Genomic DNA, 26,244 nt, shown 5'->3' on the forward strand with positions numbered 1-26,244 from the left:
TGCCATGAAAAAGACCATCAACTTCATGGGCGTCCGCAATCTCGCGTTCGCCATCACGCTGTTCCTTACGGTACTGGCGCTGTTCAGCTGGTTCTATAAAGGGCTGAACTTCGGCCTGGACTTCACCGGGGGTACGCTCATCGAGCTGACCTACGAGAAGCCCGTCGAGCTGGGCGGCCTGCGCTCGGAGCTGGCTGATGCCGGTTTCCACGAAGCGATCGTACAAAGCTTCGGCGCGGCTACCGACGTACTGGTGCGCATGCCGGGCGAAGACCCGAAACTGGGTACCGAAGTCGCCGATGCGCTGCGCAAGGTGAGCGGTGACAACCCGGCCACGGTCAAGCGCGTCGAGTTCGTGGGCCCGCAGGTGGGTGAAGAACTGCGCGACCAGGGTGGCCTGGGCATGTTGCTGGCGCTGGGCGGGGTACTGATCTACCTGGCGTTTCGCTTTCAGTGGAAGTTCGCCGTGGGTGCGATCGTTTCCCTGATCCACGACGTAGTGGTCACCCTGGGCATCCTGTCGTTCTTCCAGATCACCTTCGACCTCACCGTGCTGGCGGCCGTACTGGCGATCATCGGTTACTCACTCAACGACACTATCGTGGTGTTCGACCGGGTGCGTGAGAACTTCCGCGTGATGCGCAAGGCTTCGTTGATCGAAAACATCAACGTGTCTACCACCCAGACGCTACTGCGGACCATCGCCACTTCGGTGTCGACCCTGCTGGCGATCGGCGCGCTGTTGCTGTTCGGTGGCGACAACCTGTTCGGCTTCTCGCTCGCGTTGTTCATCGGCGTAATGGCGGGTACCTACTCGTCCATCTACATCGCCAACGTGGTGCTGATCTGGCTGAACCTGAGCAGCGATGATCTTATTCCGCCGGCCACCAAGGAGGCTGTGGACGAGCGCCCATAACGCCCGCCCAATGGTAAGTCATTGAAAACCGGCGAAAGGTTGAACCTTCGCCGGTTTTTTTGCTCCAAGGCTGGGAGAAGTGCGAGGGCCCTGTCTTCCTCGCCGCAGGAGGTTTCCGTGAACAAATCGTTGCTGGTTGGTGCAGTGTTGGGTGCTGTCGGCGTAACCGCCGGGGGTGCTGTCGCGACCTACAGCCTCGTTAGCAACAAGGCTCCCGAATACGCCCAGGTGTTGGCGGCGGAGCCTATCAACGAACAGATCAAAACCCCGCGTGAAGTGTGCAAGGACGTGACTGTGACGCGCCAGCGCCCGGTGCAGGACCAGCATCAGATCGTGGGCAGCGTATTAGGCGCAGTGGCTGGCGGCTTGTTGGGCCATCAGGTGGGTGGCGGCCATGGCAAGCAATTGGCGACCGTAGCGGGCGCTGTCGGCGGTGGCTATGCCGGCAACAAGGTGCAGGAGCACATGCAATCGGGTGACACCTACACCACCACGCAAACCCGCTGCAACACCGTGAACGACGTGAGCGACAAGCTGGTGGGTTACAACGTGAAGTACCAGCTCAACGGCCAGGTTGGCCAAGTACGCATGGACCACAACCCCGGCGCGCAAATCCCCGTCACCAAGGACGGCCAGCTGGTGCTGACCCAGGCCCAGGCGGCTGGGGCGCAGCAGTAACCGTATGTCAGCAACCTGAGTTCGCTGACATTCCTGGCCCATGAAAAAAGCATCCGGAAGGATGCTTTTTTCATGGCCGATGACGCCGGGGATCAGCGCTTGATCGATGGCGGCAGGTGCGGCTGGATCGCGGTGAGTACCGCTTTGAAGCACTTGGTGTTACCCGCCACGATGTGGCCTTTCTCAAGGAATTCGTGACCGCCGGTGAAGTCACTCACCAGGCCGCCCGCTTCCTGAATCAGCAGTGCGCCGGCAGCCATGTCCCATTCCGACAAGCCCGACTCCCAGAAAGCGTCGAAACGGCCGGCGGCGACATAGGCCAGGTCGAGGCTGGCGGAACCGGCACGGCGAATTCCAGCGGTTTGCCCAACCAGGCTGCGGAACATGCCCAGGTAGTTGTCCAGGTAGTCCATCTGGTTGTCGCGGAACGGGAAGCCGGTACCCAGCAGGGCGCCTTCCAGGCCGCGGCGAGCGCTGACGCGGATACGCCGGCCATTCACGGCGGCGCCACGGCCGCGGCTGGCGGTGAATTCTTCCTGGCGGACTGGGTCCAGTACAACGGCGTGCTCGAGGCGGCCGCGATATTTGCAGGCGATGCTCACGGCAAAATGCGGAACGCCGCGCACGAAGTTGGTAGTGCCGTCGAGCGGGTCGATGATCCAGAGGTAATCCTCGCCCTCGCCGCTACCGGCATGCAGGCCGCTTTCCTCGCCCAGGATCCCGTGGTTCGGGTAAGCCTTGCGCAGCGCGGTGATGATCGCCTGCTCGGCGGCGCGGTCGACTTCGCTGACGTAATCCTTGGCATCCTTTTCATCGACCTTGATGCTATCCAGCCGCTCGATGGAGCGGAAGATCAGTTCACTGGCGCTGCGGGCGGCGCGCAGCGCGATATTCAGCATGGGCTGCATGGATGTTCTTTCACCTGGTCATTAAAAAGAGCCGCGCATTCTAACAGAAAAGCTGCCGCCAAGAAGTGGGCCTTGGGCCTTCATAGCGTTGCTTTCGTCGCTTCTGTAGAATTTGCCCCCTTTTCTACTACGGGGAGCGCTCAAGGTGCTGCAGAACATCCGCATCGTTTTGGTGAACACCAGCCATCCCGGCAACATCGGCGGCGCCGCCCGCGCCATGAAAAACATGGGTCTGTCGCGCCTGGTACTGGTGGACCCACACGTCTTCCCTTCACCCGAGGCCAGTGCTCGCGCGTCGGGGGCCGACGATATACTCGCCAACGCCCAGGTGGTGCCTACGCTTGAAGAAGCACTGGTGGGCTGTAGCCTCGTAATGGGTACCAGTGCCCGCGACCGCAGCTTGCCCTGGCCGTTGCTCGACCCGCGCGCCTGCGCCAGCAAGGCCGTGGAGGACGCTCACGCAGGTGGAGAGGTGGCGCTGGTATTCGGCCGCGAGCATGCCGGCCTTACCAATGAAGAGCTGCAACGTTGCCATTTCCATGTGCACATTCCCTCCGCGCCGGAGTTCAGCTCGCTTAACCTTGCCGCTGCCGTGCAGGTGCTCGCCTACGAAGTTCGGCTTGCCTTCCTGGCGCTGGCACAGGTTGCGCCAACCGCGCCTGCCGAGGCCCCGGTAGAGCTCGCCACCGCCGAAGAGCTGGAAGGCTTCTATGGGCACATGGAAGCCACGCTGGTGGACATCGGCTTCCTGGACCCGGAAAAGCCCCGGCACCTCATGGCCCGCCTGCGCCGCCTGTACAGCCGCTGCCGCCTGGAGCGCACGGAAGTGAGTATCCTGCGCGGTATTCTCACCGAAACCCGCAAAACGGCCCGGGGCGAACCCCACAAGCGGAAGGACCATTGAATGTTCGAGCGCATGCGAGAAGACATCCGGAGCGTGTTTCACCGCGACCCGGCGGCGCGTAACACATTCGAGGTGCTTACCTGCTATCCCGGGCTGCACGCCGTATGGTTGCATCGGGTAGCCCATCGTCTCTGGCAGGCGGGCTGGAAATGGCTTGCGCGGTGCGTTTCAAACTTCAATCGCTGGCTCACCGGGGTGGAGATCCACCCAGGTGCGCGGATCGGCCGGCGCTTCTTCATTGACCACGGCATGGGCATCGTTATTGGCGAAACGGCCGAGATCGGCAACGACGTCACGCTCTATCAGGGTGTGACCCTTGGAGGGACCACCTGGAATGCGGGCAAGCGGCACCCCACCCTGGAAGATGGCGTGGTAGTGGGTGGGGGCGCCAAGGTGCTGGGCCCGTTTACCGTCGGCGCCGGCGCCAAGATCGGCTCCAATGCGGTGGTCACCAAGCCGGTTCCCGCGGGCGCCACGGCGGTCGGCATTCCGGCGCGTATCATCGTGAAGCGTGACGAAAGCCAGGAAACCCGCCGCAAGGCCATGGCGGACAAGATCGGTTTCGATGCGTATGGCGTGACAGAAGACATGCCTGACCCCATTGCCAAGGCCATCGGCCAGCTACTTGACCATCTGCATGCGGTGGATGGCCGGCTGGAGGGCATGTGTGGCGCGCTCACCCGCCTTGGCAGTGATTACGCTGCCAAAGACCTTCCCGAGTTGCGCGAAGCGGATTTCGCCTGTGTGAAGGAGCAGGCGCAGTCCTGAGCACAGGGCGGGAGCCTGTGCAAGCCAAGCGGCGCTACAAGGATTGTGTGCTATCATCCGTCGCCGCTTCCCGCCTAATCCCGAGTAAATCAGTAGGTCTTATAGTTGACTTAAATACTCGGGAATCGCATACTTGCCCCATCGCGTCCCTTTCCGCAAACCGTGGTAACAGAACCGTGCGACTGACAACCAAAGGCCGATACGCCGTGACCGCCATGCTTGACCTGGCGTTGCACGCACAGCGTGGGCCCGTGTCGCTGGCCGATATTTCCGAGCGCCAGGGCATTTCCCTTTCGTACCTCGAGCAGCTGTTCGCCAAGCTTCGGCGCGGCAATCTGGTATCGAGCGTGCGTGGCCCTGGCGGCGGCTATCAGCTGTCCCGGGACATGCAAGGGATTCAAGTCGCCCAGGTGATCGATGCGGTGAACGAATCGGTCGATGCCACTCGGTGCCAGGGCCTGGGTGATTGCCATGCTGGCGATACCTGCCTCACGCACCACCTCTGGTGTGACCTCAGCCAGCAGATCCACGAGTTTTTGAGTGGTATCAGCTTGGCAGATCTGGTTACCCGCCGTGAGGTGCAGGAAGTCGCCCAGCGCCAGGACCAGCGCCGCTGTGCTGGCCAGGCCGCGATTCCGGACATGCCCGTTCTCGAAAAGATAGAAACATCTGCCGTCGACTGACCGCCGTAGAGCGGAGCGCGCCTGATTAGGAGATTCCCGATGAAATTGCCGATTTACCTGGACTATTCCGCGACCACCCCCGTTGATCCACGGGTCGCCGAGAAAATGATCGACTGCCTCACCATGGAGACGAACTTCGGTAACCCCGCGTCGCGCTCCCACGTGTTCGGCTGGAAGGCCGAGGAAGCTGTCGAGAACGCTCGCCGTCAGGTCGCCGATCTGGTCAATGCCGATCCGCGCGAAATCGTGTGGACGTCGGGGGCTACCGAGTCCGATAACCTTGCCATCAAGGGCGTCGCGCACTTCTATGCCAGCAAGGGCAAGCACATCATCACCAGCAAGATCGAGCACAAGGCGGTTCTGGATACCACTCGCCAGCTCGAGCGCGAAGGTTTTGAAGTGACCTACCTGGACCCGACCGAAGACGGCCTGATCACCCCGGCCATGGTCGAGGGCGCGCTGCGTGACGACACCATTCTGGTTTCGATCATGCATGTGAACAACGAAGTCGGCACTATCAACGACATCGTAGCCATCGGCGAACTGACCCGGGCCCGTGGCGTGCTGTTCCACGTAGACGCCGCTCAGTCCACCGGCAAGGTAGACATCGACCTGCAGGCGCTCAAAGTCGACCTGATGTCCTTCTCGGCGCACAAAACCTATGGCCCCAAGGGCATCGGTGCTCTTTATGTAAGCCGCAAGCCGCGTGTGCGCCTCGAAGCGCAGATGCACGGTGGTGGCCACGAACGCGGCATGCGTTCCGGTACCCTGGCTACCCACCAGATCGTGGGCATGGGCGAAGCCTTCCGTATCGCCAAGGCAGACATGGCCAAGGACCGTGCTCACGTACAGGCACTGAGCGATCGCTTCTTCAAGCAGGTCGAACACCTTGAAGAGCTGTACGTGAACGGCAGCCAGGTTGCGCGGGTGCCCCATAACCTGAACCTGAGCTTCAACTACGTCGAGGGCGAGTCGCTGATCATGGCGCTCAAGGACCTCGCGGTGTCGTCCGGTTCGGCCTGTACGTCCGCCTCGCTGGAGCCGTCCTACGTGCTTCGCGCGCTGGGCCGCAACGACGAACTGGCACATAGCTCCATTCGCTTCACCTTCGGGCGCTTCACTACCGAAGAAGACGTCGACTACGCCGCCGCCAAGGTGTGCGAGGCCGTGACCAAGCTGCGCGCATTGTCGCCGCTGTGGGACATGTACAAGGACGGCGTCGATATTTCGAAGATCGAGTGGGCTGCGCACTGACAATCAAAGCCGCCACCCAGAGCGGCTTCATGAATTGATGAGGAGTACCTAGCATGGCTTACAGTGAAAAGGTCATCGACCACTACGAGAACCCGCGTAACGTCGGCAAGATGAACGCTGAAGATCCGGACGTTGGTACCGGGATGGTCGGCGCGCCAGCTTGCGGCGACGTAATGCGCTTGCAGATCAAGGTGAACGAGCAAGGCGTGATCGAAGACGCCAAGTTCAAGACCTACGGCTGCGGCTCCGCCATTGCTTCCAGTTCGCTCGCTACCGAGTGGATGAAAGGCAAGACCCTCGACGAGGCGGAAACCATCAAGAATACCCAGCTGGCCGAAGAACTGGCGTTGCCGCCAGTGAAGATCCACTGCTCGGTACTCGCTGAAGACGCCATCAAGGCTGCCGTTCGCGACTACAAGCAGAAGAAAGGCCTGCTTTAATCGCTTCAAACGTATGCTTGCACGCTAGGAGTTATGATGGCCATCAGCATGACAGAAGCCGCCGCCAACCACGTTCGCCGCTCCCTTGATGGGCGCGGGAAAGGGGAGGGCATCCGCCTGGGCGTCCGTACCACCGGATGCTCGGGGCTGGCGTATGTGCTCGAGTTCGTTGACGAAACCGCCGACGAGGACGAGATCTTCGAAAGCCACGGTGTGAAGGTGATCATTGATCCCAAGAGCCTGGTTTACCTGGACGGCACCGAACTCGATTTCGTGCGCGAAGGGCTGAACGAAGGCTTCAAGTTCAATAACCCCAATGTGCGCGGCGAATGTGGCTGCGGCGAAAGCTTCAACGTTTGAGGACGCTTGTGGGTACTCCCTGTCACTTTGCCTTGTTCGATCTCAAGCCGGCGTTTCGCCTGGACCTCGATCAGTTGGCTGCTCGCTATCGCGAGCTGGCGCGCGCGGTGCATCCCGACCGCTTCGCCGATGCGCCCGCCGTCGAGCAGCGCCAGGCGCTGGAGAAATCCGCCGCTCTGAACGACGCCTACCAGACGCTCAAGAGCGCGCCCCGGCGTGCCCGGTATCTGCTGGCGGTGAATGGCCACGAAGTGCCTCAGGAAGTGACAGTCCACGACCCGGATTTCCTGCTGCAGCAGATGCAATGGCGCGAAGAGCTCGAAGACCTGCAGGATGCAGCCGACCTCGATGGCGTGGCTCGTTTCAAGCAACGGCTCAAGGCCGCGCAGGTCACCCTCGACGCTGACTTTGCCGCTTGCTGGGACCAGCCCGCGGAGCGCGAACAGGCCGAGCGCCTGATGCGCCGCATGCAGTTTCTCGACAAGCTTTCCCAGGAAGTGCGCCAGTTGGAAGAGCGCCTCGACGATTAACCCTGTGCCGCTTCGGTCGCACGCCTGAAAACAGACAAGCATGGCTCTACTTCAGATCGCCGAACCCGGCCTGAGCCCTCAACCGCATCAGCGTCGGCTGGCGGTGGGGATCGACCTGGGCACCACCAATTCTCTGGTTGCCGCCTTGCGCAGCGGCCTGTCCGAAACCCTGCCCGATGCGCAGGGTGAAGTCATTCTGCCTTCCGCCGTGCGTTATCACGCTGACCGCGTAGAGGTTGGCATGGCGGCGCGGCAAGCGGCGGCCATAGACCCGTACAACACGATCGTGTCGGTAAAACGGCTGATGGGGCGCGGTATCGCCGATGTTCATCAGCTGGGCGAGCAACTGCCGTACCGCTTTGCCGAGGGCGAGTCGCACATGCCGTTCATTGAAACGGTACAAGGGCGCAAAAGCCCGGTGGAAGTGTCGGCGGAGATACTCCGCGCCTTGCGCCTGCGGGCCGAAGCCAGTCTGGGCGGCGATCTGGTCGGCGCGGTGATCACCGTGCCTGCCTACTTCGACGACGCTCAGCGCCAGGCGACCAAGGATGCTGCCCGGCTTGCCGGGCTGAATGTGCTGCGCCTGCTCAACGAACCGACCGCAGCCGCAGTCGCCTATGGCCTGGACCAGCAGGCCGAAGGTCTGGTTGCTATCTATGACCTGGGCGGCGGTACCTTCGATATTTCCATCCTGCGCTTATCGCGAGGCGTGTTCGAAGTGCTGGCCACCGGCGGCGACAGCGCGCTGGGCGGCGATGATTTCGACCATGCGATCGCCACCTGGGTGCTCGAGCAGGCTGGGTTGTCATCAGACTTGGCACCAGCGGCGCAGCGCGAGTTGCTTCAAGTGGCCTGCGCGGCGAAAGAAGCGCTGAGTGCCACCGAAGCCGTGCCAGTGGCTTATGGTGGCTGGGCCGGTGAGCTGACCCGCGAAGGTTTCGAGGCATTGATCGAGCCATTGCTGGCCCGTAGCCTCAAGGCCTGTCGCCGGGCGGTTCGCGATTCCGGCGTAGAGCTTGAAGAAATCGGCGCGGTTGTGATGGTAGGTGGCTCTACTCGCGTGCCTCGTGTGCGCCAGGCCGTAGGCCAACTGTTCGGCCGCGAACCCCTCACCACTATCGACCCCGACCAGGTCGTTGCCATTGGCGCGGCCATCCAGGCCGATACGCTGGCGGGCAATCAGCGCGACGGCGAAGCCTTGTTGCTGCTCGACGTGATTCCACTGTCCCTGGGGCTTGAAACCATGGGCGGGCTGATGGAAAAGGTCATTCCGCGCAACACCACCATCCCGGTTGCCCGCGCCCAGGAATTCACCACCTACAAGGACGGTCAGTCGGCCATGGTGATCCATGTGCTGCAGGGCGAACGCGAACTGGTGAGCGATTGCCGTTCCCTCGCGCGCTTCGAGCTACGAGGTATCCCTCCGATGGTCGCCGGCGCGGCGAAGATTCGCGTGACCTTCCAGGTGGATGCCGATGGCCTGCTCAGTGTGTCTGCGCGGGAGCTGGCGTCTGGCGTGGAGTCGAGTATCCAGGTCAAGCCGTCCTACGGCCTTACCGATGGTGAAATTGCTCGCATGCTCAAGGACTCCTTCGAATACGCAGGCCACGACAAGCAGGCCCGCCAGCTGCGCGAGCATCAGGTAGACGCCGAGCGCTTGCTCGAAGCGGTCCAGGGCGCGCTGGAAGCGGATGGCGAGCGCTTGCTCGACGCCGAGGAGCGCCTGGCAATCGATTACCAGATGCAGGAACTCCGGGACTTGATGACCGGCACTGATGGCGCTGCCATCGAGCAACAAACGCGCCGTTTGTCGCAGGTAACCGATGCATTTGCCGCCCGTCGCCTTGATTCGACGGTAAAAGCCGCACTGGCCGGGCGCAACCTGAACGAGATTGAGGAGTAAGCAATGCCCAGGGTTGAATTCCTGCCGCATGACAAGTTCTGCCCCAACGGGCTGGTAGTGGAAGTACCGTCCGGGACCAATATCCTGGAGCTGGCCCACGAGCACCACATCGAGATGGAAAGTGCCTGCGGCGGCGTGTGTGCCTGCACCACCTGCCATTGCGTTGTGCGCAAGGGCTTCAACTCGTTGGCCGAGGCCGACGAGATGGAAGAAGACATGCTCGACAAGGCCTGGGGCCTGGAAGCGCAGTCTCGCCTGGCATGCCAGGTCACGGTGGGCAGTGAAGACCTGACCATCGAGATTCCCAAGTACTCGCTTAACCATGCAGCCGAAGCGCCGCACTGATCGGGAAGCCAATCATGAGTCTCAAATGGGTGGACGTGCAGGAGATCGCCATTCAGTTGTCGGAAGCACATTCCGACGTCGATCCTCGTACCATCAGCTTCCCCAGGCTGCGCAAGTTGGCGATGGAGCTGCCGGATTTCGACGACCACCCCGACCGCTGCGGCGAGAAGGTGCTCGAGGCGATCCAGGCGCACTGGATCGAAGAAGCGGATTGAAATGTTCCGCCGTTAGGAAATACCTCCAAACCCGCGTATAATTCGCGGGTTTAATTTTTGCTTAACTCACTGTTTCTGGAGTGTCACATGGCTGTTCAACGCACTTTCTCCATCATCAAGCCCGACGCCGTTGCCAAGAACGTCATCGGCAAGATCACCACTCGCTTCGAAGACGCCGGCCTGCGCGTTGTCGCTTCCAAACTCAAGCAACTGTCCAAGGCCGAGGCCGAAGGCTTCTATGCCGAGCACAAGGAGCGTGGTTTCTTCGGTGATCTGGTTGCCTTCATGACTTCCGGCCCGGTTGTGGTTCAGGTCCTGGAAGGTGAGAACGCCATCGCCCGCAACCGCGAGCTGATGGGCGCTACCGATCCGAAGAAAGCAGACGCCGGCACCATCCGCGCCGACTTCGCCGACTCCATCGATGCCAACGCTGTCCACGGTTCGGATTCCGAAGCCGCTGCTGCTCGCGAAATCGCTTACTTCTTCGCTGCTACCGAGGTAACCACTCGCTAAGCGAACGCTTACGAGTGAGGGTGAATCCATGACTTTATCTACTGACAGAATCAACTTGTTGGGCCTTACCCGCCAGGAAATGGAAAAGTTCTTCGACACGCTCGGGGAAAAACGCTTCCGCGCCGGTCAGGCGATGAAATGGATTCACCACTTTGGCGTCGATGATTTCGACGCCATGACCGACTTCGGCAAGGCCTTGCGCGCCAAGCTCAAGGCCTGCGCCGAAATTCGCGGGCCCGAAGTGGTCAGCGAAGACATCTCCGCAGACGGTACCCGCAAGTGGGTAGTGCGCGTGGCCTCGGGCAGCTGCGTCGAGACCGTGTACATTCCCCAGGGCAAGCGCGGCACTCTGTGCGTGTCTTCCCAGGCGGGCTGTGCCCTGGATTGCAGCTTCTGCTCCACGGGCAAGCAAGGCTTCAACAGCAACCTCACCGCCGCCGAAGTGATCGGCCAGGTGTGGATTGCCAACAAATCCTTCGGCAGCATTCCGGCAACCGTCGACCGTGCTATCACCAACGTGGTGATGATGGGCATGGGCGAGCCGCTGCTGAACTTCGACAACGTCGTCTCCGCCATGCACCTGATGATGGATGACCTGGGTTACGGCATTTCCAAGCGCCGCGTTACCCTGTCTACCTCCGGCGTGGTGCCGATGATCGACGAACTCGCCAAACACATCGATGTGTCGCTGGCCTTGTCGCTGCATGCGCCCAACGACGCGCTGCGCAACGAGCTGGTGCCCATCAACAAGAAGTACCCCCTTGCGGTGGTACTCGATTCCTGCAAGCGCTACATGGCCGCCTTGGGCGAGAAGCGCGTGCTCACCATCGAGTACACCCTGCTCAAGGATGTGAACGACCGTCCCGAGCATGCCGAGGAAATGATCGAGCTGTTGCGCAACGTGCCTTGCAAGGTCAACCTCATACCGTTCAACCCGTTCCCGCATTCGGGCTACGAGCGCCCCAGCAACAATGCTATCCGCCGCTTCCAGGATGCCCTGCACCATGCAGGCTTCAATGTGACGGTACGCACCACGCGGGGTGAAGACATCGATGCGGCCTGTGGCCAGCTGGTGGGGCAGGTCATGGACCGCACCCGTCGCAGCGAACGTTACATTGCGGTGCGTCAGCTGGAAGCCGACGCCGAAGCGCTGTCTCATAATGGCAGCCGTCCCTGAGCGGAACCCAGAGAGGAACTCAATGACCCAGCGCACCGCGCTCCTGCTTTTGTTGACCTTTGTGCTCACCGGCTGCGTTACAACCGGCAAGGTGAACCCGATGGACACCCGGCATGGCCGTGAGCAGGCGCGTGATGCCTACATTCAGCTGGGCCTGGGCTATCTCCAGCAAGGCGATGCCGAGCGCGCGAAAGTCCCATTGAAAAAGGCACTGGACCTCGACAGCTCCAGCGCGGATGCCAATGCAGCCCTGGCTTTGGTGTTCCAGACCGAAGGCGAAACCGAGCTCTCCGAGCAGCATTTCCGCAAGGCTTTGTCCTCGCGGCCAGGCGATGCGCGTATCCTGAACAACTACGGCGGCTTCCTTTACGAGCGCAAGCGCTACAAGGATGCCTACGATAAATTCCAGGAGGCCGCTGCCGACAGCCTTTACCCGGAGCGCTCCAGGGTATTTGAAAACCTTGGGATGACCGCGTTGATGCTGGGCAACAAGGATGAAGCAAAGCAGCTGCTGGACAAGGCGCTGCGCCTGAATCGCCAGCAGCCCCGGGCACTGCTTGAAATGGCCGAGCTGTCATACGAAGCGCAGCAATATGTCCCGGCGCGCGATTACTATGAGCGCTTCAGCCAGCTGAGCGAGCAGAATGCCCGTAGCCTGCTGCTAGGTACGCGCCTGGCGAAGCTGTTCGATGACAAGAACCGGGCCGCCAGTTATGGCCTGCAACTGAAAAGACTCTATCCCGGCACGCCGGAATATCAGCAATACCTGTCGGAGCAATGATGAAAGCGGCGCATCCCGAAGTTGTAGCAGCGGCTCGCACGAATCCCGGCGAAACCCTGCGCCAGGCCCGCGAAAGCAGAAGCTGGTCGTTGCAGGAAGTCGCGGCGCGGCTGAACCTGACCACCACCTCCCTGGCCAATCTGGAGTCCGGTGCCTTCGAACGGCTACCCGGCCATACTTTCGCGCGTGGCTACATTCGGGCCTACGCCAAGCTATTGGGCATGGACCAGACCCCGCTGGTTGAAGCATTCGACCATTTCACGGGTACCAACGCTCAGGGTTCGGCCGTGCATGGCCTGGGCCGTATCGAGGAGCCGGTGCGGTTGTCCCACAACATCCTTCGCATTGTCAGCCTGTTGCTGCTGGTGCTGGTCATCGGCGGCGGTTTCCTTTGGTGGCAGGACCAGAACGCCTCGCGCGGCCGTGATCAGGCGGGTACCGCCATGGAGCACGTCGAAGTCGAAAGCGCTGACGGCACCACCCAGATCCACCCGATCGACGAGCCGGAAGATCAGGCGTTGGTCGATAGCCAGGCCGCGCCTACGCCAGGTGTCGATACCGCCGCGTCAGGTTCCCCACAGGGGTCGGCTGCGGCCACTGCCCCAAGCGAACCCGCGGTTACAGCGCCTTCAACGACCGTAACCACGCCAGCCGCTCCCACCGTGCCGGCTGCTACAGCACCGCATACGCCAGCGCCAGCCGCTACGCCCGCCGCGCCGGCCATTGCGCAGCCGGCAGTGCCTGCCACCGAGGCTGCGGCGCCGGTTGCCGGAGCAGGCCAGGTGCAGATCCAGTTCGTCGCCGACTGCTGGACCCAGGTCACGGACGCTACAGGCAAGGTGCTGATCAGCGCACTCAAGCGCAAAGGTGACAGCCTGGACCTCAGCGGCAAGCCACCCTTCCAAGTACGCCTGGGCTTCGCCCGTGGCGCGCAGGTCACGTATAACGGCGCGGCCGTCAATGTGGCACCGTTCACCTCGGGCGAGACCGCTCGCCTGAAACTGGGGCAATAACTGTCATGCACGGCGAATCTCCGATCAAACGTCGCGAATCACGGAAAATCTGGGTGGGGTCCGTCCCGGTGGGTGGCGATGCCCCCATCGCGGTGCAGAGCATGACCAACACCGACACCCTGGACGTGTTGTCCACCGTTGCCCAGATTGCCCGGCTTGAAGAGGCCGGTGCCGACATCGTGCGGGTGTCCGTGCCGGACATGGACGCCGCCGAGGCGTTCGGCAAGATCAAGCAACTGGTGAACGTGCCGCTGGTCGCCGACATTCACTTCGACTACCGCATTGCGCTGCGCGTGGCTGAATTGGGCGTGGATTGCCTGCGCATCAACCCGGGCAACATCGGCCGGGAAGACCGGGTCCGGGCCGTGGTCGATGCGGCCCGTGACCGTGGCATTCCGATCCGGATCGGCGTGAATGCCGGCTCGCTCGAGAAAGACCTGCAAAAGAAATACGGCGAACCTACGCCTGAAGCGCTTGTGGAGTCGGCGTTGCGGCACGTGGAGCACCTCGACCGGCTGGACTTCCAGGACTTCAAGGTGAGCGTGAAGGCTTCCGACGTGTTCATGGCCGTTGCTGCCTACCGCCAGCTGGCCGGTCAGATCATCCAGCCCTTGCACCTGGGCATCACCGAGGCGGGCGGCCTGCGCTCCGGCACGGTCAAATCCTCCGTGGGGCTGGGAATGTTGCTGGCTGATGGCATCGGCGACACTATCCGTATCTCGCTGGCCGCCGATCCGGTCGAAGAGGTGAAGGTAGGCTTCGATATCCTGAAATCCCTGCGCCTGCGTTCACGTGGCATCAATTTCATCGCATGCCCCAGCTGCTCGCGGCAGAATTTCGACGTGGTGAAAACCATGAACGAGCTGGAAGGGCGCCTTGAAGACCTGCTGGTGCCGTTGGACGTTGCGGTGATCGGCTGCGTGGTCAACGGGCCCGGCGAGGCCAAGGAGGCCCATGTGGGGCTTACCGGCGGCACGCCAAACCTCGTTTACATCGACGGCAAGCCGGCCCAGAAGCTCACCAATGACAACCTGGTGGAACAGCTCGAGCGGCTGATTCGCCAGAAGGCGGCAGAAAAGGTCGAAGCTGACGCGGCATTGATTGCCCGCGGCTGACGCTCCAGGCGCCTGATAACTGATTCGTTAAGGACACCCCGTGACAAAAGCTCTGCAAGCCATCCGTGGCATGAACGACATCCTGCCCGAGCAGACTCCGCTGTGGCGTTACTTCGAAGGTACCGTGGCCGGCTTGCTGGACAGCTATGGCTATCGCCAGATCCGCATGCCTATCGTCGAGTTCACCGAGTTGTTCAAGCGCTCGATCGGCGAAGTTACCGACATCGTCGAAAAGGAGATGTACACCTTCGAGGACCGCAACGGTGATTCGCTCACCCTGCGCCCCGAAGGTACCGCAGCCTGCGTGCGTGCGGTGCTGGAACACGGCATCACCGGCGGCGGTCAGCCCCAGAAGCTCTGGTACATAGGCCCCATGTTCCGCCATGAGCGCCCGCAGAAAGGCCGCTATCGCCAGTTCCACCAGATCGGCGTGGAAGTGTTCAACCTGGCCGGGCCGGATATCGACGCGGAGTTGATCGCGCTTACCTGGCGCCTCTGGGGTGCCCTGGGCATCCGTGACGCGGTTACCCTGGAGCTCAACAGCCTGGGCACCAGCGAAGCCCGCGCGCGTTATCGCGATGCGCTGGTTGCATTCCTTTCCGAACGGCTGGAACAGCTGGACGAAGACAGCCAGCGTCGCCTGCAGACCAACCCGCTGCGTATCCTGGACAGTAAATCGCCAGAAACCCAGGCGCTGTTGGTGGATGCGCCGAAGCTGGCCGATTACCTGGACGAAGAGTCCAAGGTGCATTTCGAAGGCCTGAAGGCCCGGCTGGATGCCGCAGGCATCCCGTACGTTATCAATCCCAAGCTCGTTCGTGGCCTGGATTACTACTCCAAGACGGTATTCGAGTGGGTGACCGACAAGCTCGGGGCCCAGGGCACCGTCTGCGCGGGTGGCCGTTACGACGGTCTGGTGGAGCAGATGGGCGGCAAGCCTACCCCAGGCGTAGGGTTTGCCATGGGCATCGAGCGGCTTATCCTGCTGCTCGAAACCCTGGAGCAGGTCCCCGAATCCATTGCCCGCCAGGTAGACGTCTACCTGTGCGCGATCGGCGATGCAGCCGAGCTGGCCGCGCTCACCCTCTCCGAGCGGTTGCGCGATGGCTCGCCTGCATTACGGCTGCAGGTGAATGCGGGCGGCGGCAGTTTCAAGAATCAGTTCAAGAAAGCCGACCGAAGCGGGGCGTTGTTCGCCCTGGTGCTGGGGGAGGACGAGCTGGCCCGTGAGGTGGTAGGGTTCAAACCTTTGCGCGGGCAGGGCGAACAACAGGAAATCGCCTGGGACGCGCTGGCCGATCATCTCGCCAGTGCCTTGCAGGCCTGATCAACCGCCCACCAGGGCAAGACGTTTATAAAACACAGGAGTATCGGGGTGTCGGGTAGCGATGATGAACAGCTCGTCCAGTTCAAGGACTGGTGGCAGCGCAACGGCAAGCCCTTGGTCACCGGCGGCCTGCTCGCGCTGATTGTGGTCTTTGGCTGGCAGGGTTGGCAGAAGTATCAGGGCAACCAGGCTCAGGGGGCGTCCAGCTTGTACCAGCAATTGCTGGAAACGGCGCTCACGCCTTCGGGCAAGCCGGAGCAGGCGAAGGTGGACTACCTCGTTGGCGAGCTGGAAAAGAACTACGCCGGCACGGCCTATGCTCAATACGGCAAGCTGTTCCAGGCCAAGGTCAATGTGGACGCAGGCCGTCCCGACGCCGCAGCAGGCCAGCTGCAAACCGTGATCGACAAGCCAGCCAACCCTACCCTGGGCGAAGTGGCGCGCGAGCGCCTGGCACAGGTGCTGGCGGCACAAGGCAAGGCCGAGGATGCCCTCAAGCTGCTCGACGGCCAGGCTGACAAGGCGTTCGTTGCCAGCCGCGAGGAGCTGCGTGGCGACCTGCTGGTGAAACTGGGCCGGGCTGGTGATGCCGCCGCTGCCTATCGCAAGGCCAAGGACGCCCTGGCCGACGACGCCGCTGTAGGCGACCTCCAACTCAAGCTCGACGATCTGGCCAAAGGGGATGCGTGACGTGATTCGATGGAAACATGCGGTATTGCTGACGCTGGCCGTAGCGGTCGTTGGTTGCAGCAGCAACAGCAACAAGGAACTGCCCCCGGCGGAACTGACCGACTTCAAGGAAGAGGTTACGCTGAGCAAGGTCTGGAGCGAGTCCATCGGTGATGGCCAGGGCAAGACCTACAACATGCTGGTACCTGCCGTGGAGAACAACACCCTCTACGCAGCAGATACCACCGGCCTGGTGATGGCGCTGGACCGCATGAACGGCGACGTCCAGTGGAAAAAAGACATGGAAATGCCTATCTCCGGCGCCGTAGGCGTGGGCAGCGGCATGGTCATGTTCGGTACCCTGCGCGGCGACGTGGTGGCACTGGATGCCGCCAACGGTGAAGAGCGCTGGCGCGCCCACGTAAAAGCTGAGGTGCTGGCCCCGCCGGCGACCAATGGTGACGTGGTAGTGGTGCAAACCCAGGACGACCGCCTGGTCGGGCTGGACGCCAGCAATGGCAACCAGTTGTGGATCTACGACAGCACCCCGGCGGTGCTGACGCTGCGTGGTACCAGCGCTCCGCTGGTGACCAACCAGTTGGCCGTGGCTGGCTTGTCCACTGGCAAGGTTGTAGCGCTGGACATCCGTAACGGTACGCCGATATGGGAAACCCGCGTTGCAATCCCGCAGGGCCGTTCCGAGCTGGATCGGGTAGTGGATATCGACGGCGGCCTGCTGCTGTCGGGCGGCACGCTGTACGTATCGACCTATCAGGGCCGCATGGCGGGCCTGGAGCTGGAAAGCGGCCGTGTGCTTTGGCAGCGTGACGCGTCCAGCTATGCCGGCGTGGCGCAAGGCTTTGGCAGCGTGTATGTCGCCGAGGCCACCGGTACGGTCGAAGGCGTGGATGAGCGCTCTACCACCGCATTGTGGAGCAACGATTCGTTGGCCCGTCGTCAACTGACCGCGCCGGAAGTGTTCTCCAGCTACATCGCCGTTGGCGACATGGAAGGTTACCTGCACCTGCTGAGCCAGGTGGATGGCCGCTTCGTTGGCCGCACCAAGATCGACGGTGACGGCCTGCGTGCGCGGCCGCTGGTGGTAGGCGACATGCTGTATGTGTACGCCAACAGCGGCAAGCTCGAGGCGCTGACCATCAAGTAATGCTTGCTATGCTTGGGGCTGAACGCCCCGGGCGCGCGGGGCGATCCCGCATTCGTTAATGGCCGCTGCCCCCGCAGCGGCCTTTGCCTTTCTGAAATTCCGAAGTGGAGAGCCGCATGGTTCCCGTAATCGCCCTGGTGGGCCGCCCCAATGTGGGCAAATCCACCATGTTCAACCGCCTGACCAAGAGCCGCGACGCTATCGTCGGCGACTTGTCCGGCCTCACTCGCGACCGCCAATACGGCGAGGCGGTCTGGCAAGGCCGCTCCTATATCGTCATCGACACCGGTGGGATCACCGGGGACGAGGCGGGCATGGACGAAAAGATGGCCGAGCAATCGTTGCTTGCCATCGAAGAAGCCGACCTGGTGCTGTTCATGGTGGACGCGCGCGCGGGCTTCACCGCCGCCGACCAGATGATCGCCGAGCACCTGCGCAAGCGGAACAAGCGCTCGCTGCTGGTTGCCAACAAGGTCGACAATATCGACCCTGAAATGGCCCGCGCCGAGTTCGCGCCGCTGGGCATGGGCAACGCCATTCCGGTGGCCGCGTCCCAAGGCCGTGGCATGAACAGCCTGTTGGAAACTGCCCTCGGTGAGTACCCCCGCGACCCTTCGGAAGAAGAGGAATTCGGTGAAGTCGCCGAAGGCGAGGAACCCGTCCGCGTTCCCGGTCCGAGCGAAAAAGACGGCGTAAAAATCGCTATCATCGGCCGGCCCAACGTGGGCAAGTCGACCCTGGTGAACCGCATGCTCGGCGAAGAGCGCGTGATCACCTACGACGAGCCGGGTACCACGCGCGACAGTATCTACATTCCGTTCGAACGCGATGGCGACAAGTACACCCTCATCGACACTGCGGGTGTGCGCAAACGCGGCAAGATCCACGAGGAAGTTGAAAAGTTCTCGGTGGTGAAAACCTTGCAGGCCATCAAGGACGCCAACGTGGTGATCTTCGTGATGGACGCACGCGAAGGTGTGGTGGATCACGACCTGAACCTGCTCGGCTTTGCGCTGGAAACCGGCCGTGCCATCGTGATCGCCCTGAATAAGTGGGACGGCATGGAGCCAGGCGAGCGCGAATACGTGAAGACCGAGCTGCAACGCCGGTTGTTCTTCGTGGATTTCGCCGACATCCACTTTATCTCGGCCCTGCACGGCACCGGCGTCGGCCACCTGTACGGCTCGGTGCAGGCTGCCTTCAAGTCGGCCATCACCCGCTGGCCTACCAGCCGCCTCACGCAAATCCTCGAAGACGCGATCAGCGACCACCAGCCGCCGATGGTCAACGGCCGCCGGATCAAGCTGCGTTACGCTCACCTGGGCGGTGCCAACCCGCCGCTGATCGTGATTCACGGCAACCAGGTGGAGAAGGTCCCGCGTTCGTACACCCGCTTCCTCGAAAACACCTACCGCCGTGTGCTGAAGCTGGTAGGTACGCCTATTCGTATTGAATACAAGGGCGGCGAGAACCCGTACGAAGGCAAGAAAAACACCCTCACCGATCGCCAGGTCAACAAGAAGCGCCGGTTGATGTCGCACCATAAGAAGGCCGAAAAGAAGCGCAAGGACAAGCGTTAACCGAAACGGGTTTGCGCATCGGTGATGCTGCAGTCCTTTTGAAGTGCCTGGCGCCCGCTGATCGGCTATCCTGCGCCTTCGCCCGGCTTACCGGGCGCAGGCCAGCAGGGGACCCGCATGATCGCCAGTAAACTGCCGAATGTCGGCACCACCATCTTCACCACCATGTCGCAGCTCGCCGCTGAAACGGGCGCGCTGAACCTGAGCCAGGGCTTTCCGGATTTCGACGGCCCGCTGGCACTGCGCGAAGCCGTTGCCCGCCATGTGATGGACGGGCACAACCAATATTCCCCCATGACTGGCCTGCCGGCCTTGCGTGAGCAGGTAGCCGCCAAGATCGAGCGCTGCTATGGCGCGCAGGTAAACCCTGACCTTGAAGTGACCATCACCCCCGGCGCCACCGAAGCCATCTTCTGTGCAGTGCAGGCCATCGTTCGTCCCGGCGACGAAGTGATCGTGTTCGATCCCGTATACGACAGCTACGAGCCCTCGGTGGAACTGGCCGGCGGCCGCTGCGTGCATGTGCAGCTAAGCCCCGGCACCTTCACTATCGACTGGGAACGGCTGACTGCGGCGCTCAGCCCACGCACACGCCTGATCATGCTGAACAGCCCGCATAACCCGAGCGGTGCCCTGATCAGCCAGGGTGATCTGGACCGGCTGGCAGTGCTGGCAGAACAGTGCGGGTTGTATGTGATCAGCGATGAAGTGTATGAACACCTGGTGTACGACGGTGTGAAACACGCCAGTGTGTTGGCCCATCCCGGGTTGTACCCAAGGGCCTTCGTGGTGAGCTCCTTCGGCAAGACCTATCACGTCACCGGCTGGAAGACCGGTTATGTGGTCGCGCCGCCTGCGTTGAGCGCGGAGCTGCGCAAGATCCACCAATACGTGAACTTCTGTGGGGTTACGCCGCTGCAATGGGGCCTGGCCGACTACCTGGGCGCGCACCCGGGGCATGTGGACGAACTGCCCGGTTTCTATCAGGCCAAGCGCGACCTGTTCTGCGACCTGCTCGACCGTTCGCGCTTCACCTTTACCCGCACGCCGGGCACCTATTTTCAGGTAGTTGACTACAGCGCCATTCGCCCGGATCTCAACGACGTCGAGATGTCGCTCTGGCTCACCCGAGAGCACGGCGTAGCCACCATACCGATTTCCGTGTTCTATCAATCGCCGGTGGAAGGCCAGCGGTTGGTGCGCCTATGCTTTGCAAAACGTGAAGATACTTTGCGAGCGGCGGCGGAGAAACTATGCGCGATCTGAATGAACTGCCGGAACTGAAGCTGGCATTGGTGCAGAGCGATCTGGCCTGGCACGATCGCTCCGCTAACCTGAGCCGTTTTGGCGAGCTGCTGGAGCAGGCGCGGGGCGCGGACCTTATTGTGCTTCCGGAGATGTTCACCACCGGGTTTTCGATGGATTCGGCCAGCCTGGCCGAGCCGGAACAAGGCCCTGCCAGCGAGTGGCTGTTGCAGCAGGCTGCAAGCCTGGATGCGGTGGTAACGGGTACTGTGATCGTGCAAGCCGCGGACGGTTCCTATCGCAACCGACTGCTATGGGCCAGGCCAGACGGCACGCTGCTTCACTACGACAAGCGGCACCTGTTCCGCATGGCCGGCGAGCATGAGCACTACACGGCCGGCGAGCGCCAGGTGCGGCTGGAACTCAAGGGCTGGCGAGTTCGGCCGCTGATCTGCTACGACCTGCGCTTTCCGGTATGGAGCCGCGATGCCGAGAATACCGACCTGTTACTCTACACCGCCAACTGGCCCGGTGCGCGGCGGCATCATTGGAACCGTTTGCTTCCAGCCCGGGCGATTGAAAACCTTTGCTACGTCGCCGCGGTGAACCGCGTAGGCACCGATGGCAAGGGCTATGCGTATACCGGCGACAGCCAGGTGCTGGATTTTCAGGGCGAAACGCTGCTCAACGCAGGCGATGCCGAAGGGGTTTTCCATGTGAGCCTGAGCAGCGCCGGGCTGGCTGCGTATCGCACCCGCTTCCCGGCGCACCTGGATGCAGATCGGTTCGAGGTTTCGTAGCTGGCAGCAGCCAGCGAACCGGGCATAAAAAAGCCGACCCCGAGGTCGGCTTTTTCGTACCCGCAAACTTTACGCCGCTTGCGCTGCGCGCTGGCTGAGGGAGCGGTTCAGCGCACTGAACAGCGCCTTGAAGCTGGCGGTGGTGATGTTTTCATCGATACCGATGCCGTGCACCGGGCGTTCGCCGGCCACCCGCAGTTCGATGTAGGCCGCCGCCTTGGCGTTGGTGCCCGAGCTGATCGCGTGTTCGTTGTAGTCCATGATCTCCACATTGATTGGCAGGGAGGTGACCAGCGCTTCCAGCGCGCCGTTGCCTTTGCCTTTCCAATGCAAGGTTTCGCCGTCGCTGCTGATTTCCACATACACCTGGCTGTTGCCGTTCTCTTCGGTAAGGCGATGGCTTACCAGCGCATAGGGCAGGTTGGCTTGCAGGTACTCTTTCTGCAGCAGCTTGTAGATCTGCTCGGCCGTCATCTCCAGCCCCAGGCGGTCGGTTTCACCCTGTACCACCTGGCTGAACTCGATCTGCATGCGGCGGGGCAGGCTGATGCCGTATTCCTGCTCCAGCAGGTAAGTAATGCCGCCTTTGCCGGACTGGCTGTTGACCCGAATCACCGCCTCGTAGCTACGCCCGATATCGGCAGGGTCGATCGGCAGGTAAGGCACTTCCCACAGGGTGCCCTCCTTCTGCTGGGTAAAGCCCTTGCGGATGGCATCCTGGTGAGAGCCGGAAAACGCGGTATGGACCAGATCACCCACGTAGGGGTGGCGTGGATGCACTGGCAGCTGGTTGCACTCTTCGACCACCTTGCGTACGCCGTCGATGTCCGAGAAATCCAACTGCGGGTTAATGCCTTGGGTGTACAAGTTCAGGCCCAGCGTCACCAGGTCCACGTTGCCGGTACGCTCGCCGTTACCGAACAGGCAACCTTCCACCCGATCGGCGCCCGCCATCAGGCCAAGCTCCGTAGCTGCCACGCCAGTGCCGCGATCGTTGTGGGTGTGCAAGCTGATCAGCACGCTGTCGCGACGGTTCACGTTACGGCAGAACCATTCGATCTGGTCGGCGTAAACGTTGGGCGTGGACACTTCTACAGTCGCTGGCAGGTTGAGGATGATCTTGTGCTCCGGCGTCGGGTTCCATACCTCGATCACCGCATCACACACTTCCTTGGCGAACTCCAGCTCGGTGGCGCTGAACGTTTCCGGCGAATACTGGAAGGTCCACTGGGTTTCGGGCTGCTGCGCGGCGTATTTCACGAACAGCTTGGCCGCGTTGACCGCGATCTCTTTCACCCCTGCCTTGTCCTGGTTGAACACGATCCGGCGGAACGAAGGGGACGTTGCGTTATAGAGGTGGACGATGGCCTTTTTCGCGCCGCGCAGGGATTCGAACGTGCGGGCGATCAAGTCTTCGCGAGCTTGGGTCAACACCTGGATGGTGGTGTCTTCGGGCACATGGCCGCCTTCAATCAGTGTGCGAATGAAGTCGAAATCGGTTTGCGAGGCGGAAGGGAAGGCCGCTTCGATTTCCTTCACGCCTACCTTGACCAGGGTTTTCCAGAACCGCAGCTTTTTCTCGGCATCCATCGGCTCGATCAGCGACTGGTTGCCGTCACGCAGGTCCGAGCTGCACCAGATAGGCGCTTCGGTGATGGCCTTGGACGGCCAGGTGCGGTTGGGCAGGTCGATGGTCGGGAATGCGCGGTATTTGCTGGACGGGTCTTTGAGCATGGTCATGATCGTTTTCCTTGGTCGGCCCACCTGAGGGCTGCCTGAATGCTTAAGGTATGAAGCGCGCCTGGCGACAAGATTCAGCCCGGTAGTCGGTAGCTGACCAGATTCAGGCTCAGGTGCTGGCGGAGCAGAATGTGCGTGCTTGAGTTGTTCATGACTCAAACCCTAACCAGTGCAGAGAAAGATCGCAAGTGAGCGGAAAAAATTAGTATAAAAAACCAAATGGTTTGAAGCTTCAGGCGGAAAACAACGATAAATAGCCATAAGCGATCAAAAATTGCGCGTACTTTAAGAGTGCGAAATACCTGCCTGATAGCTGCTCCGGCTTAGTGCGCGCCAATAAATATCGCCGGGTCTACCCGCGCATCGTTCAGGCTCACATTCCAATGCATGTGTGGGCCCGTGGCGCGGCCGGTGCTGCCAACCCGCCCAACCACGGCACCGCGAGGCAGGGCTTGGCCTACGCTCACATCCACCTTGGACATATGGCAGAACATGCTGATAAACCCCTGGCCGTGGTCCACAAACACTGTTTTGCCGTTGAAAAAGTAGTCGCCCACCAGAATTACCTTGCCAGCGGCGGGCGTCTTGATCGGCGTGCCGGCGGGCACGGCAAAATCGAGCCCGGCATGAGGGTTGCGCTCCTCGCCATTGAAGAACCGCCGCACGCCGAAGCGGCTCGACAGCGGGCCATTCACCGGCTTGTCCAGCAACAGGTTGCTTGGCGTACCAGGGGTGAAGCTGGCATAGGCGCGGTTCTGTTCCGCCAGCTCTTTATTGATGCGGGTAAGGTCTTGGGGCTCAGGGTTCACCTGACGCTTGTTCTTCAGCGTGATTCGCTGCTCGGGGTAGGCCTTGGCCGTGACGCTGAACGTCACACTACGAGTGCCGCCTCCTTGCCGCACCTGCAATGCCTGCTGGCCGGGCGGTGTCTTCAGTGAGATCCCGGCCACGGCGCGCCAGATGCCCTGCTCATTCACCACCATCACTGGCTTGCCTTCCAGGAATACCTGGGGTGCGCTTTGAGCTGCTCCAAGGTCGACTACCGCCACACCGCCCGGCACGGGCCGGTTCAACTGGCGGGTAAGGTAGCTGTCGGCCCAGGCGGGCAGGGTGGCCGCGGCGAGCAAGGCCGCGCAGAGCAATCGGTACATGATCAATCCAACAACGAAAGGGTGACAGGGGCTACATGGTTGTCTTCAACCCGTACGCTGAGCTTGCCTTCACCCAGCCGCGCGGTCAGGCGCTGGCCGGGTGCGGCTTGCTCGGCGCGGCGGATGGCGTGGCCACGGTCGTCGAGCAGGATGCTGTAGCCGCGGCCAAGGGTTGCCAGCGGGCTGACGATATTCAACGCCTGGGCCTGGGTTTGCAGGCGTAGCCGCTCCGCACGCAGGCGCTCTTGCATCACCCGGGGAAGCCGCGTGCGCAGCTGTTCCAAGCGTTGTTGCAACAACGCCAGCGCGCGCCCCGGATGCTGTGCGGCCAGGCGCGCATCCAGATGCATCAGCCGCTGTTGGCGGTGCACCAGGGCGGCATTGAAAGCGCGCCGCAAGCGCATGTCCAGGTCGTCCAGCCGTTGTGCCTGCTGACGAACCTTCTCGCCAGGGTGGCGCAACCGGCGGCTCAGCCCTTCGAGGCGCAACCTGTCGTGCGCCAGGCGATGCTGCATGCGCAACAACAGGCGGCGCTGCAAACCGGCCAGCTGGCGTTGCAGGTCGTTGCTGTCCGGGGCCAGTAACTCGGCGGCTGCGGTGGGGGTGGGGGCGCGCACGTCGGCAACGAAGTCGCTGATCGACACGTCCGTTTCATGGCCGATCGCGCTGACCACCGGCGTCACGCAGGCATCGACCGCACGGGCGACCGCTTCCTCGTTGAAGCACCACAGGTCTTCGAGCGAGCCGCCGCCACGGGCGAGGATGATTGCATCGAAGCCATGGCGGTCCGCCAGGCCCAGGGCCCGGACGATTTGCCCGATGGCCTCGCGCCCTTGAACCGCCGTGGGAATGACCGTGAGCTGCACTTGGGGCGCACGCCGGCGGAACACGCTGATGATGTCGCGTATCACCGCGCCACCAGGGGAGGTGACGATACCGATGCGCCGAGGATGGGCCGGCAGGCTTTGCTTGCGCTCGGCACTGAACAACCCCTCGGCGCTGAGTTTTTCTTTCAGCGACTCGAAGGCCAGGCGCAGGGCGCCATCTCCGGCGGGCTCGACGGTATCGAGGATGAGCTGATAGTCCCCGCGCCCTTCGAACAGCGACACCTTGCCGCGAACCTTTACCGCAAGCCCGTCCCTCAATGCCTGGCGCACGCGGGCGGCGTTCTGCCTGAAGAGGGCGCAGCGCACCTGGGCGCCGGCGTCCTTGAGGGTGAAATAAAGGTGGCCGGAAGCGGGGCGCGCGAGGTTGGAAATCTCGCCTTCAACCCACACGCTGCTGAACACGTCCTCAAGCAGCACGCGAGCGCGGCCGTTGAGCTGGGAAACCGTGAGGACCTGGCGATCCAGGCCGAGCCTGGCAAAGGGATCGTTATTCATGCCTGGATAATAAAGCCAAGCTTGGCGGCTGTCGCGGCTGCTGGTGGTAGAATCGTTCACCGTTCCGTCGTTGTATGGCTAGCACATGGCTTCGCAAAGCATTCTGGTTCCCCAACTTTCCACCGTCCCCGGCAATGAAGGCGCCGCCAGCCTGATGCTGCGCTGGCTCGTTCACAAGAATGTCGTGGATGGTCAGCCCACCACCTGCTGCCGGGGCGGCAATGGCATGGGCTACGCCATTGCCGAAGGCGCCCGGCGGGTAGTGCGCCATCCGGAGCGCCTGCCGTTCGGCGAAAAGAACAACGGCCTGCGCATCGTCACCAAGCGCTGCATCTATACGCCGCAGAAAGGCTTTCTCGAAGAAGCGGGTTGCCCCAAATGCCGTCGGGAAGTAGGCGAGCCCCTCTTCGAAAGCCTGGACGAGTGGTACCCCGGCCTCACGGACAATTTCACCTGCCCGCTGTGTGGCTTCGAAGACGACATCAATGGTTTCCTCTTCCTGCAGCCGTGCGGCTTCTCCAACCTGGGCTTCATTTTCGAAGGCTGGAGCGAGGCAGGCTTCACCGAGGCCTTCGTGAAGGGCTTCGCCGAGCGGCTGGATTGGCCGGTACGGCTGGTGGATGTGCAACTCTGAAGCACGCGCGCATTGAGCCTTGGGGTATGTACAGGTATAATGGCGCGC

Annotated in this window: 28 protein-coding genes; 24 read left to right on the forward strand and 4 right to left on the reverse strand. The window is 62.0% G+C overall.

The annotated features are described in order from the left end of the window. Positions 1–4 precede the first annotated feature (4 nt). Together secF and LG385_RS02195 are read left to right on the forward strand one after the other, a co-directional pair. Positions 5–916, forward strand: coding sequence for a protein translocase subunit SecF (gene secF / locus LG385_RS02190; RefSeq protein ID WP_225772057.1), 912 nt, complete (start codon positions 5–7; stop codon positions 914–916). Positions 917–1,033: 117 nt separating this feature from the next. Then, on the forward strand, positions 1,034–1,594 hold the full coding sequence (locus LG385_RS02195) for a glycine zipper 2TM domain-containing protein (protein WP_181111337.1): 561 nt from the start codon (positions 1,034–1,036) through the stop codon (positions 1,592–1,594). A gap of 92 nt (positions 1,595–1,686) precedes the next feature. On the opposite strand, the gene suhB is transcribed toward LG385_RS02195, so the two are convergent. Then, positions 1,687–2,502, reverse strand: a complete 816-nt coding sequence (gene suhB / locus LG385_RS02200; protein WP_181111340.1) for an inositol-phosphate phosphatase — start codon at positions 2,500–2,502, stop codon at positions 1,687–1,689. Positions 2,503–2,647: 145 nt separating this feature from the next. On the opposite strand from suhB, the gene trmJ reads away from it, so the two are divergent. From trmJ to LG385_RS02305, 21 genes are all read left to right on the forward strand, one after another. Then, a complete protein-coding gene (gene trmJ, locus LG385_RS02205; protein WP_225772059.1) occupies positions 2,648–3,406 on the forward strand; it encodes a tRNA (cytosine(32)/uridine(32)-2'-O)-methyltransferase TrmJ in 759 nt (252 codons plus the stop codon). Then, entirely contained in the window at positions 3,407–4,174 is a 768-nt protein-coding gene (gene cysE / locus LG385_RS02210) for a serine O-acetyltransferase (protein ID WP_225772061.1), read from the forward strand. It abuts the gene before it with no gap. 176 nt (positions 4,175–4,350) lie between these two features. Further along, complete coding sequence (iscR, locus tag LG385_RS02215; RefSeq protein ID WP_181111343.1) at positions 4,351–4,857, forward strand: Fe-S cluster assembly transcriptional regulator IscR; 507 nt, start codon at positions 4,351–4,353, stop codon at positions 4,855–4,857. 39 nt (positions 4,858–4,896) lie between these two features. Beyond that, positions 4,897–6,111 carry an IscS subfamily cysteine desulfurase gene (locus LG385_RS02220; protein ID WP_225772063.1) on the forward strand — a complete coding sequence of 405 codons (1,215 nt, stop codon included), beginning with the start codon at positions 4,897–4,899 and terminating at the stop codon, positions 6,109–6,111. Positions 6,112–6,164: 53 nt separating this feature from the next. Next, complete coding sequence (gene iscU / locus LG385_RS02225; protein WP_002552476.1) at positions 6,165–6,551, forward strand: Fe-S cluster assembly scaffold IscU; 387 nt, start codon at positions 6,165–6,167, stop codon at positions 6,549–6,551. Positions 6,552–6,587: 36 nt separating this feature from the next. Beyond that, positions 6,588–6,911, forward strand: a complete 324-nt coding sequence (gene iscA / locus LG385_RS02230; RefSeq protein ID WP_181111345.1) for an iron-sulfur cluster assembly protein IscA — start codon at positions 6,588–6,590, stop codon at positions 6,909–6,911. Positions 6,912–6,919: 8 nt separating this feature from the next. Beyond that, positions 6,920–7,441 carry a co-chaperone HscB gene (gene hscB / locus LG385_RS02235; RefSeq protein ID WP_225772065.1) on the forward strand — a complete coding sequence of 174 codons (522 nt, stop codon included), beginning with the start codon at positions 6,920–6,922 and terminating at the stop codon, positions 7,439–7,441. A 40-nt stretch (positions 7,442–7,481) separates the two neighbouring features. Further along, positions 7,482–9,344: a Fe-S protein assembly chaperone HscA gene (gene hscA, locus LG385_RS02240; protein WP_225772067.1), complete on the forward strand. Its 1,863-nt coding sequence runs from the start codon at positions 7,482–7,484 to the stop codon at positions 9,342–9,344. Between the two features lie 3 nt (positions 9,345–9,347). Further along, positions 9,348–9,689 (forward strand): ISC system 2Fe-2S type ferredoxin, encoded by a 342-nt coding sequence (gene fdx / locus LG385_RS02245; RefSeq protein WP_181111348.1) that lies wholly within the window; start codon positions 9,348–9,350, stop codon positions 9,687–9,689. A gap of 14 nt (positions 9,690–9,703) precedes the next feature. After that, a complete protein-coding gene (gene iscX / locus LG385_RS02250; protein WP_225772069.1) occupies positions 9,704–9,904 on the forward strand; it encodes a Fe-S cluster assembly protein IscX in 201 nt (66 codons plus the stop codon). Between the two features lie 87 nt (positions 9,905–9,991). Beyond that, on the forward strand, positions 9,992–10,417 hold the full coding sequence (gene ndk / locus LG385_RS02255) for a nucleoside-diphosphate kinase (RefSeq protein WP_181111350.1): 426 nt from the start codon (positions 9,992–9,994) through the stop codon (positions 10,415–10,417). A 28-nt stretch (positions 10,418–10,445) separates the two neighbouring features. Beyond that, complete coding sequence (rlmN, locus tag LG385_RS02260; protein WP_225772072.1) at positions 10,446–11,594, forward strand: 23S rRNA (adenine(2503)-C(2))-methyltransferase RlmN; 1,149 nt, start codon at positions 10,446–10,448, stop codon at positions 11,592–11,594. A 22-nt stretch (positions 11,595–11,616) separates the two neighbouring features. Further along, positions 11,617–12,375 carry a type IV pilus biogenesis/stability protein PilW gene (pilW, locus tag LG385_RS02265; protein WP_181111352.1) on the forward strand — a complete coding sequence of 253 codons (759 nt, stop codon included), beginning with the start codon at positions 11,617–11,619 and terminating at the stop codon, positions 12,373–12,375. After that, positions 12,375–13,388, forward strand: a complete 1,014-nt coding sequence (locus LG385_RS02270; RefSeq protein WP_225772074.1) for a helix-turn-helix domain-containing protein — start codon at positions 12,375–12,377, stop codon at positions 13,386–13,388. Before pilW ends, LG385_RS02270 begins: the two co-directional genes overlap by 1 nt. Positions 13,389–13,393: 5 nt before the next feature. Further along, a complete protein-coding gene (ispG, locus tag LG385_RS02275) occupies positions 13,394–14,503 on the forward strand; it encodes a flavodoxin-dependent (E)-4-hydroxy-3-methylbut-2-enyl-diphosphate synthase (protein ID WP_181111354.1) in 1,110 nt (369 codons plus the stop codon). 40 nt (positions 14,504–14,543) lie between these two features. Continuing rightward, entirely contained in the window at positions 14,544–15,830 is a 1,287-nt protein-coding gene (gene hisS, locus LG385_RS02280) for a histidine--tRNA ligase (RefSeq protein WP_225772075.1), read from the forward strand. Positions 15,831–15,878: 48 nt separating this feature from the next. Continuing rightward, entirely contained in the window at positions 15,879–16,520 is a 642-nt protein-coding gene (locus tag LG385_RS02285; protein WP_181111356.1) for a YfgM family protein, read from the forward strand. Then, positions 16,513–17,664 carry an outer membrane protein assembly factor BamB gene (bamB, locus tag LG385_RS02290; protein WP_225772077.1) on the forward strand — a complete coding sequence of 384 codons (1,152 nt, stop codon included), beginning with the start codon at positions 16,513–16,515 and terminating at the stop codon, positions 17,662–17,664. Before LG385_RS02285 ends, bamB begins: the two co-directional genes overlap by 8 nt. Positions 17,665–17,780: 116 nt before the next feature. Further along, a complete protein-coding gene (gene der, locus LG385_RS02295; RefSeq protein WP_181111358.1) occupies positions 17,781–19,244 on the forward strand; it encodes a ribosome biogenesis GTPase Der in 1,464 nt (487 codons plus the stop codon). 117 nt (positions 19,245–19,361) lie between these two features. After that, positions 19,362–20,510: a pyridoxal phosphate-dependent aminotransferase gene (locus LG385_RS02300; protein ID WP_225772078.1), complete on the forward strand. Its 1,149-nt coding sequence runs from the start codon at positions 19,362–19,364 to the stop codon at positions 20,508–20,510. Beyond that, positions 20,498–21,289, forward strand: a complete 792-nt coding sequence (locus LG385_RS02305; RefSeq protein WP_225772079.1) for an amidohydrolase — start codon at positions 20,498–20,500, stop codon at positions 21,287–21,289. The genes LG385_RS02300 and LG385_RS02305 overlap by 13 nt, the downstream gene beginning before the upstream one ends. Before the next feature lie 69 nt (positions 21,290–21,358). Here LG385_RS02305 and leuA read toward each other — a convergent pair whose 3' ends face one another. The 3 genes from leuA to xseA form a co-directional block, all read right to left on the reverse strand. Beyond that, a complete protein-coding gene (leuA, locus tag LG385_RS02310; RefSeq protein ID WP_225772081.1) occupies positions 21,359–23,029 on the reverse strand; it encodes a 2-isopropylmalate synthase in 1,671 nt (556 codons plus the stop codon). A gap of 323 nt (positions 23,030–23,352) precedes the next feature. Further along, positions 23,353–24,180, reverse strand: a complete 828-nt coding sequence (locus LG385_RS02315; protein ID WP_225772083.1) for a peptidoglycan DD-metalloendopeptidase family protein — start codon at positions 24,178–24,180, stop codon at positions 23,353–23,355. Positions 24,181–24,182: 2 nt separating this feature from the next. After that, the gene (gene xseA, locus LG385_RS02320; protein ID WP_225776152.1) at positions 24,183–25,562 is read right to left on the reverse strand and encodes an exodeoxyribonuclease VII large subunit; all 1,380 of its coding nucleotides are present in this window, start codon (positions 25,560–25,562) and stop codon (positions 24,183–24,185) included. 85 nt (positions 25,563–25,647) lie between these two features. On the opposite strand from xseA, the gene LG385_RS02325 reads away from it, so the two are divergent. Next, positions 25,648–26,196, forward strand: a complete 549-nt coding sequence (locus LG385_RS02325; protein ID WP_225772085.1) for a sugar ABC transporter ATPase — start codon at positions 25,648–25,650, stop codon at positions 26,194–26,196. Positions 26,197–26,244: the final 48 nt, after the last annotated feature.

This window comes from Pseudomonas sp. Marseille-Q5115, assembly GCF_916618905.1.
In the GTDB taxonomy this organism is placed as follows: domain Bacteria; phylum Pseudomonadota; class Gammaproteobacteria; order Pseudomonadales; family Pseudomonadaceae; genus Aquipseudomonas; species Aquipseudomonas japonica_A.

Bases quoted from the DNA above. Each gene is read 5' to 3' on its own strand.
- secF (WP_225772057.1), top strand. From the start codon at position 5: ATGAAAAAGACCATCAACTTCATGGGCGTCCGCAATCTCGCGTTCGCC.
- suhB (WP_181111340.1), bottom strand. From the start codon at position 2,502: ATGCAGCCCATGCTGAATATCGCGCTGCGCGCCGCCCGCAGCGCCAGT.
- cysE (WP_225772061.1), top strand. From the start codon at position 3,407: ATGTTCGAGCGCATGCGAGAAGACATCCGGAGCGTGTTTCACCGCGAC.
- LG385_RS02220 (WP_225772063.1), top strand. From the start codon at position 4,897: ATGAAATTGCCGATTTACCTGGACTATTCCGCGACCACCCCCGTTGAT.
- iscU (WP_002552476.1), top strand. From the start codon at position 6,165: ATGGCTTACAGTGAAAAGGTCATCGACCACTACGAGAACCCGCGTAAC.
- iscA (WP_181111345.1), top strand. From the start codon at position 6,588: ATGGCCATCAGCATGACAGAAGCCGCCGCCAACCACGTTCGCCGCTCC.
- hscA (WP_225772067.1), top strand. From the start codon at position 7,482: ATGGCTCTACTTCAGATCGCCGAACCCGGCCTGAGCCCTCAACCGCAT.
- fdx (WP_181111348.1), top strand. From the start codon at position 9,348: ATGCCCAGGGTTGAATTCCTGCCGCATGACAAGTTCTGCCCCAACGGG.
- iscX (WP_225772069.1), top strand. From the start codon at position 9,704: ATGAGTCTCAAATGGGTGGACGTGCAGGAGATCGCCATTCAGTTGTCG.
- ndk (WP_181111350.1), top strand. From the start codon at position 9,992: ATGGCTGTTCAACGCACTTTCTCCATCATCAAGCCCGACGCCGTTGCC.
- rlmN (WP_225772072.1), top strand. From the start codon at position 10,446: ATGACTTTATCTACTGACAGAATCAACTTGTTGGGCCTTACCCGCCAG.
- pilW (WP_181111352.1), top strand. From the start codon at position 11,617: ATGACCCAGCGCACCGCGCTCCTGCTTTTGTTGACCTTTGTGCTCACC.
- LG385_RS02270 (WP_225772074.1), top strand. From the start codon at position 12,375: ATGAAAGCGGCGCATCCCGAAGTTGTAGCAGCGGCTCGCACGAATCCC.
- ispG (WP_181111354.1), top strand. From the start codon at position 13,394: ATGCACGGCGAATCTCCGATCAAACGTCGCGAATCACGGAAAATCTGG.
- bamB (WP_225772077.1), top strand. From the start codon at position 16,513: ATGCGTGACGTGATTCGATGGAAACATGCGGTATTGCTGACGCTGGCC.
- der (WP_181111358.1), top strand. From the start codon at position 17,781: ATGGTTCCCGTAATCGCCCTGGTGGGCCGCCCCAATGTGGGCAAATCC.
- LG385_RS02300 (WP_225772078.1), top strand. From the start codon at position 19,362: ATGATCGCCAGTAAACTGCCGAATGTCGGCACCACCATCTTCACCACC.
- LG385_RS02305 (WP_225772079.1), top strand. From the start codon at position 20,498: ATGCGCGATCTGAATGAACTGCCGGAACTGAAGCTGGCATTGGTGCAG.
- leuA (WP_225772081.1), bottom strand. From the start codon at position 23,029: ATGACCATGCTCAAAGACCCGTCCAGCAAATACCGCGCATTCCCGACC.
- LG385_RS02315 (WP_225772083.1), bottom strand. From the start codon at position 24,180: ATGTACCGATTGCTCTGCGCGGCCTTGCTCGCCGCGGCCACCCTGCCC.
- xseA (WP_225776152.1), bottom strand. From the start codon at position 25,562: ATGAATAACGATCCCTTTGCCAGGCTCGGCCTGGATCGCCAGGTCCTC.
- LG385_RS02325 (WP_225772085.1), top strand. From the start codon at position 25,648: ATGGCTTCGCAAAGCATTCTGGTTCCCCAACTTTCCACCGTCCCCGGC.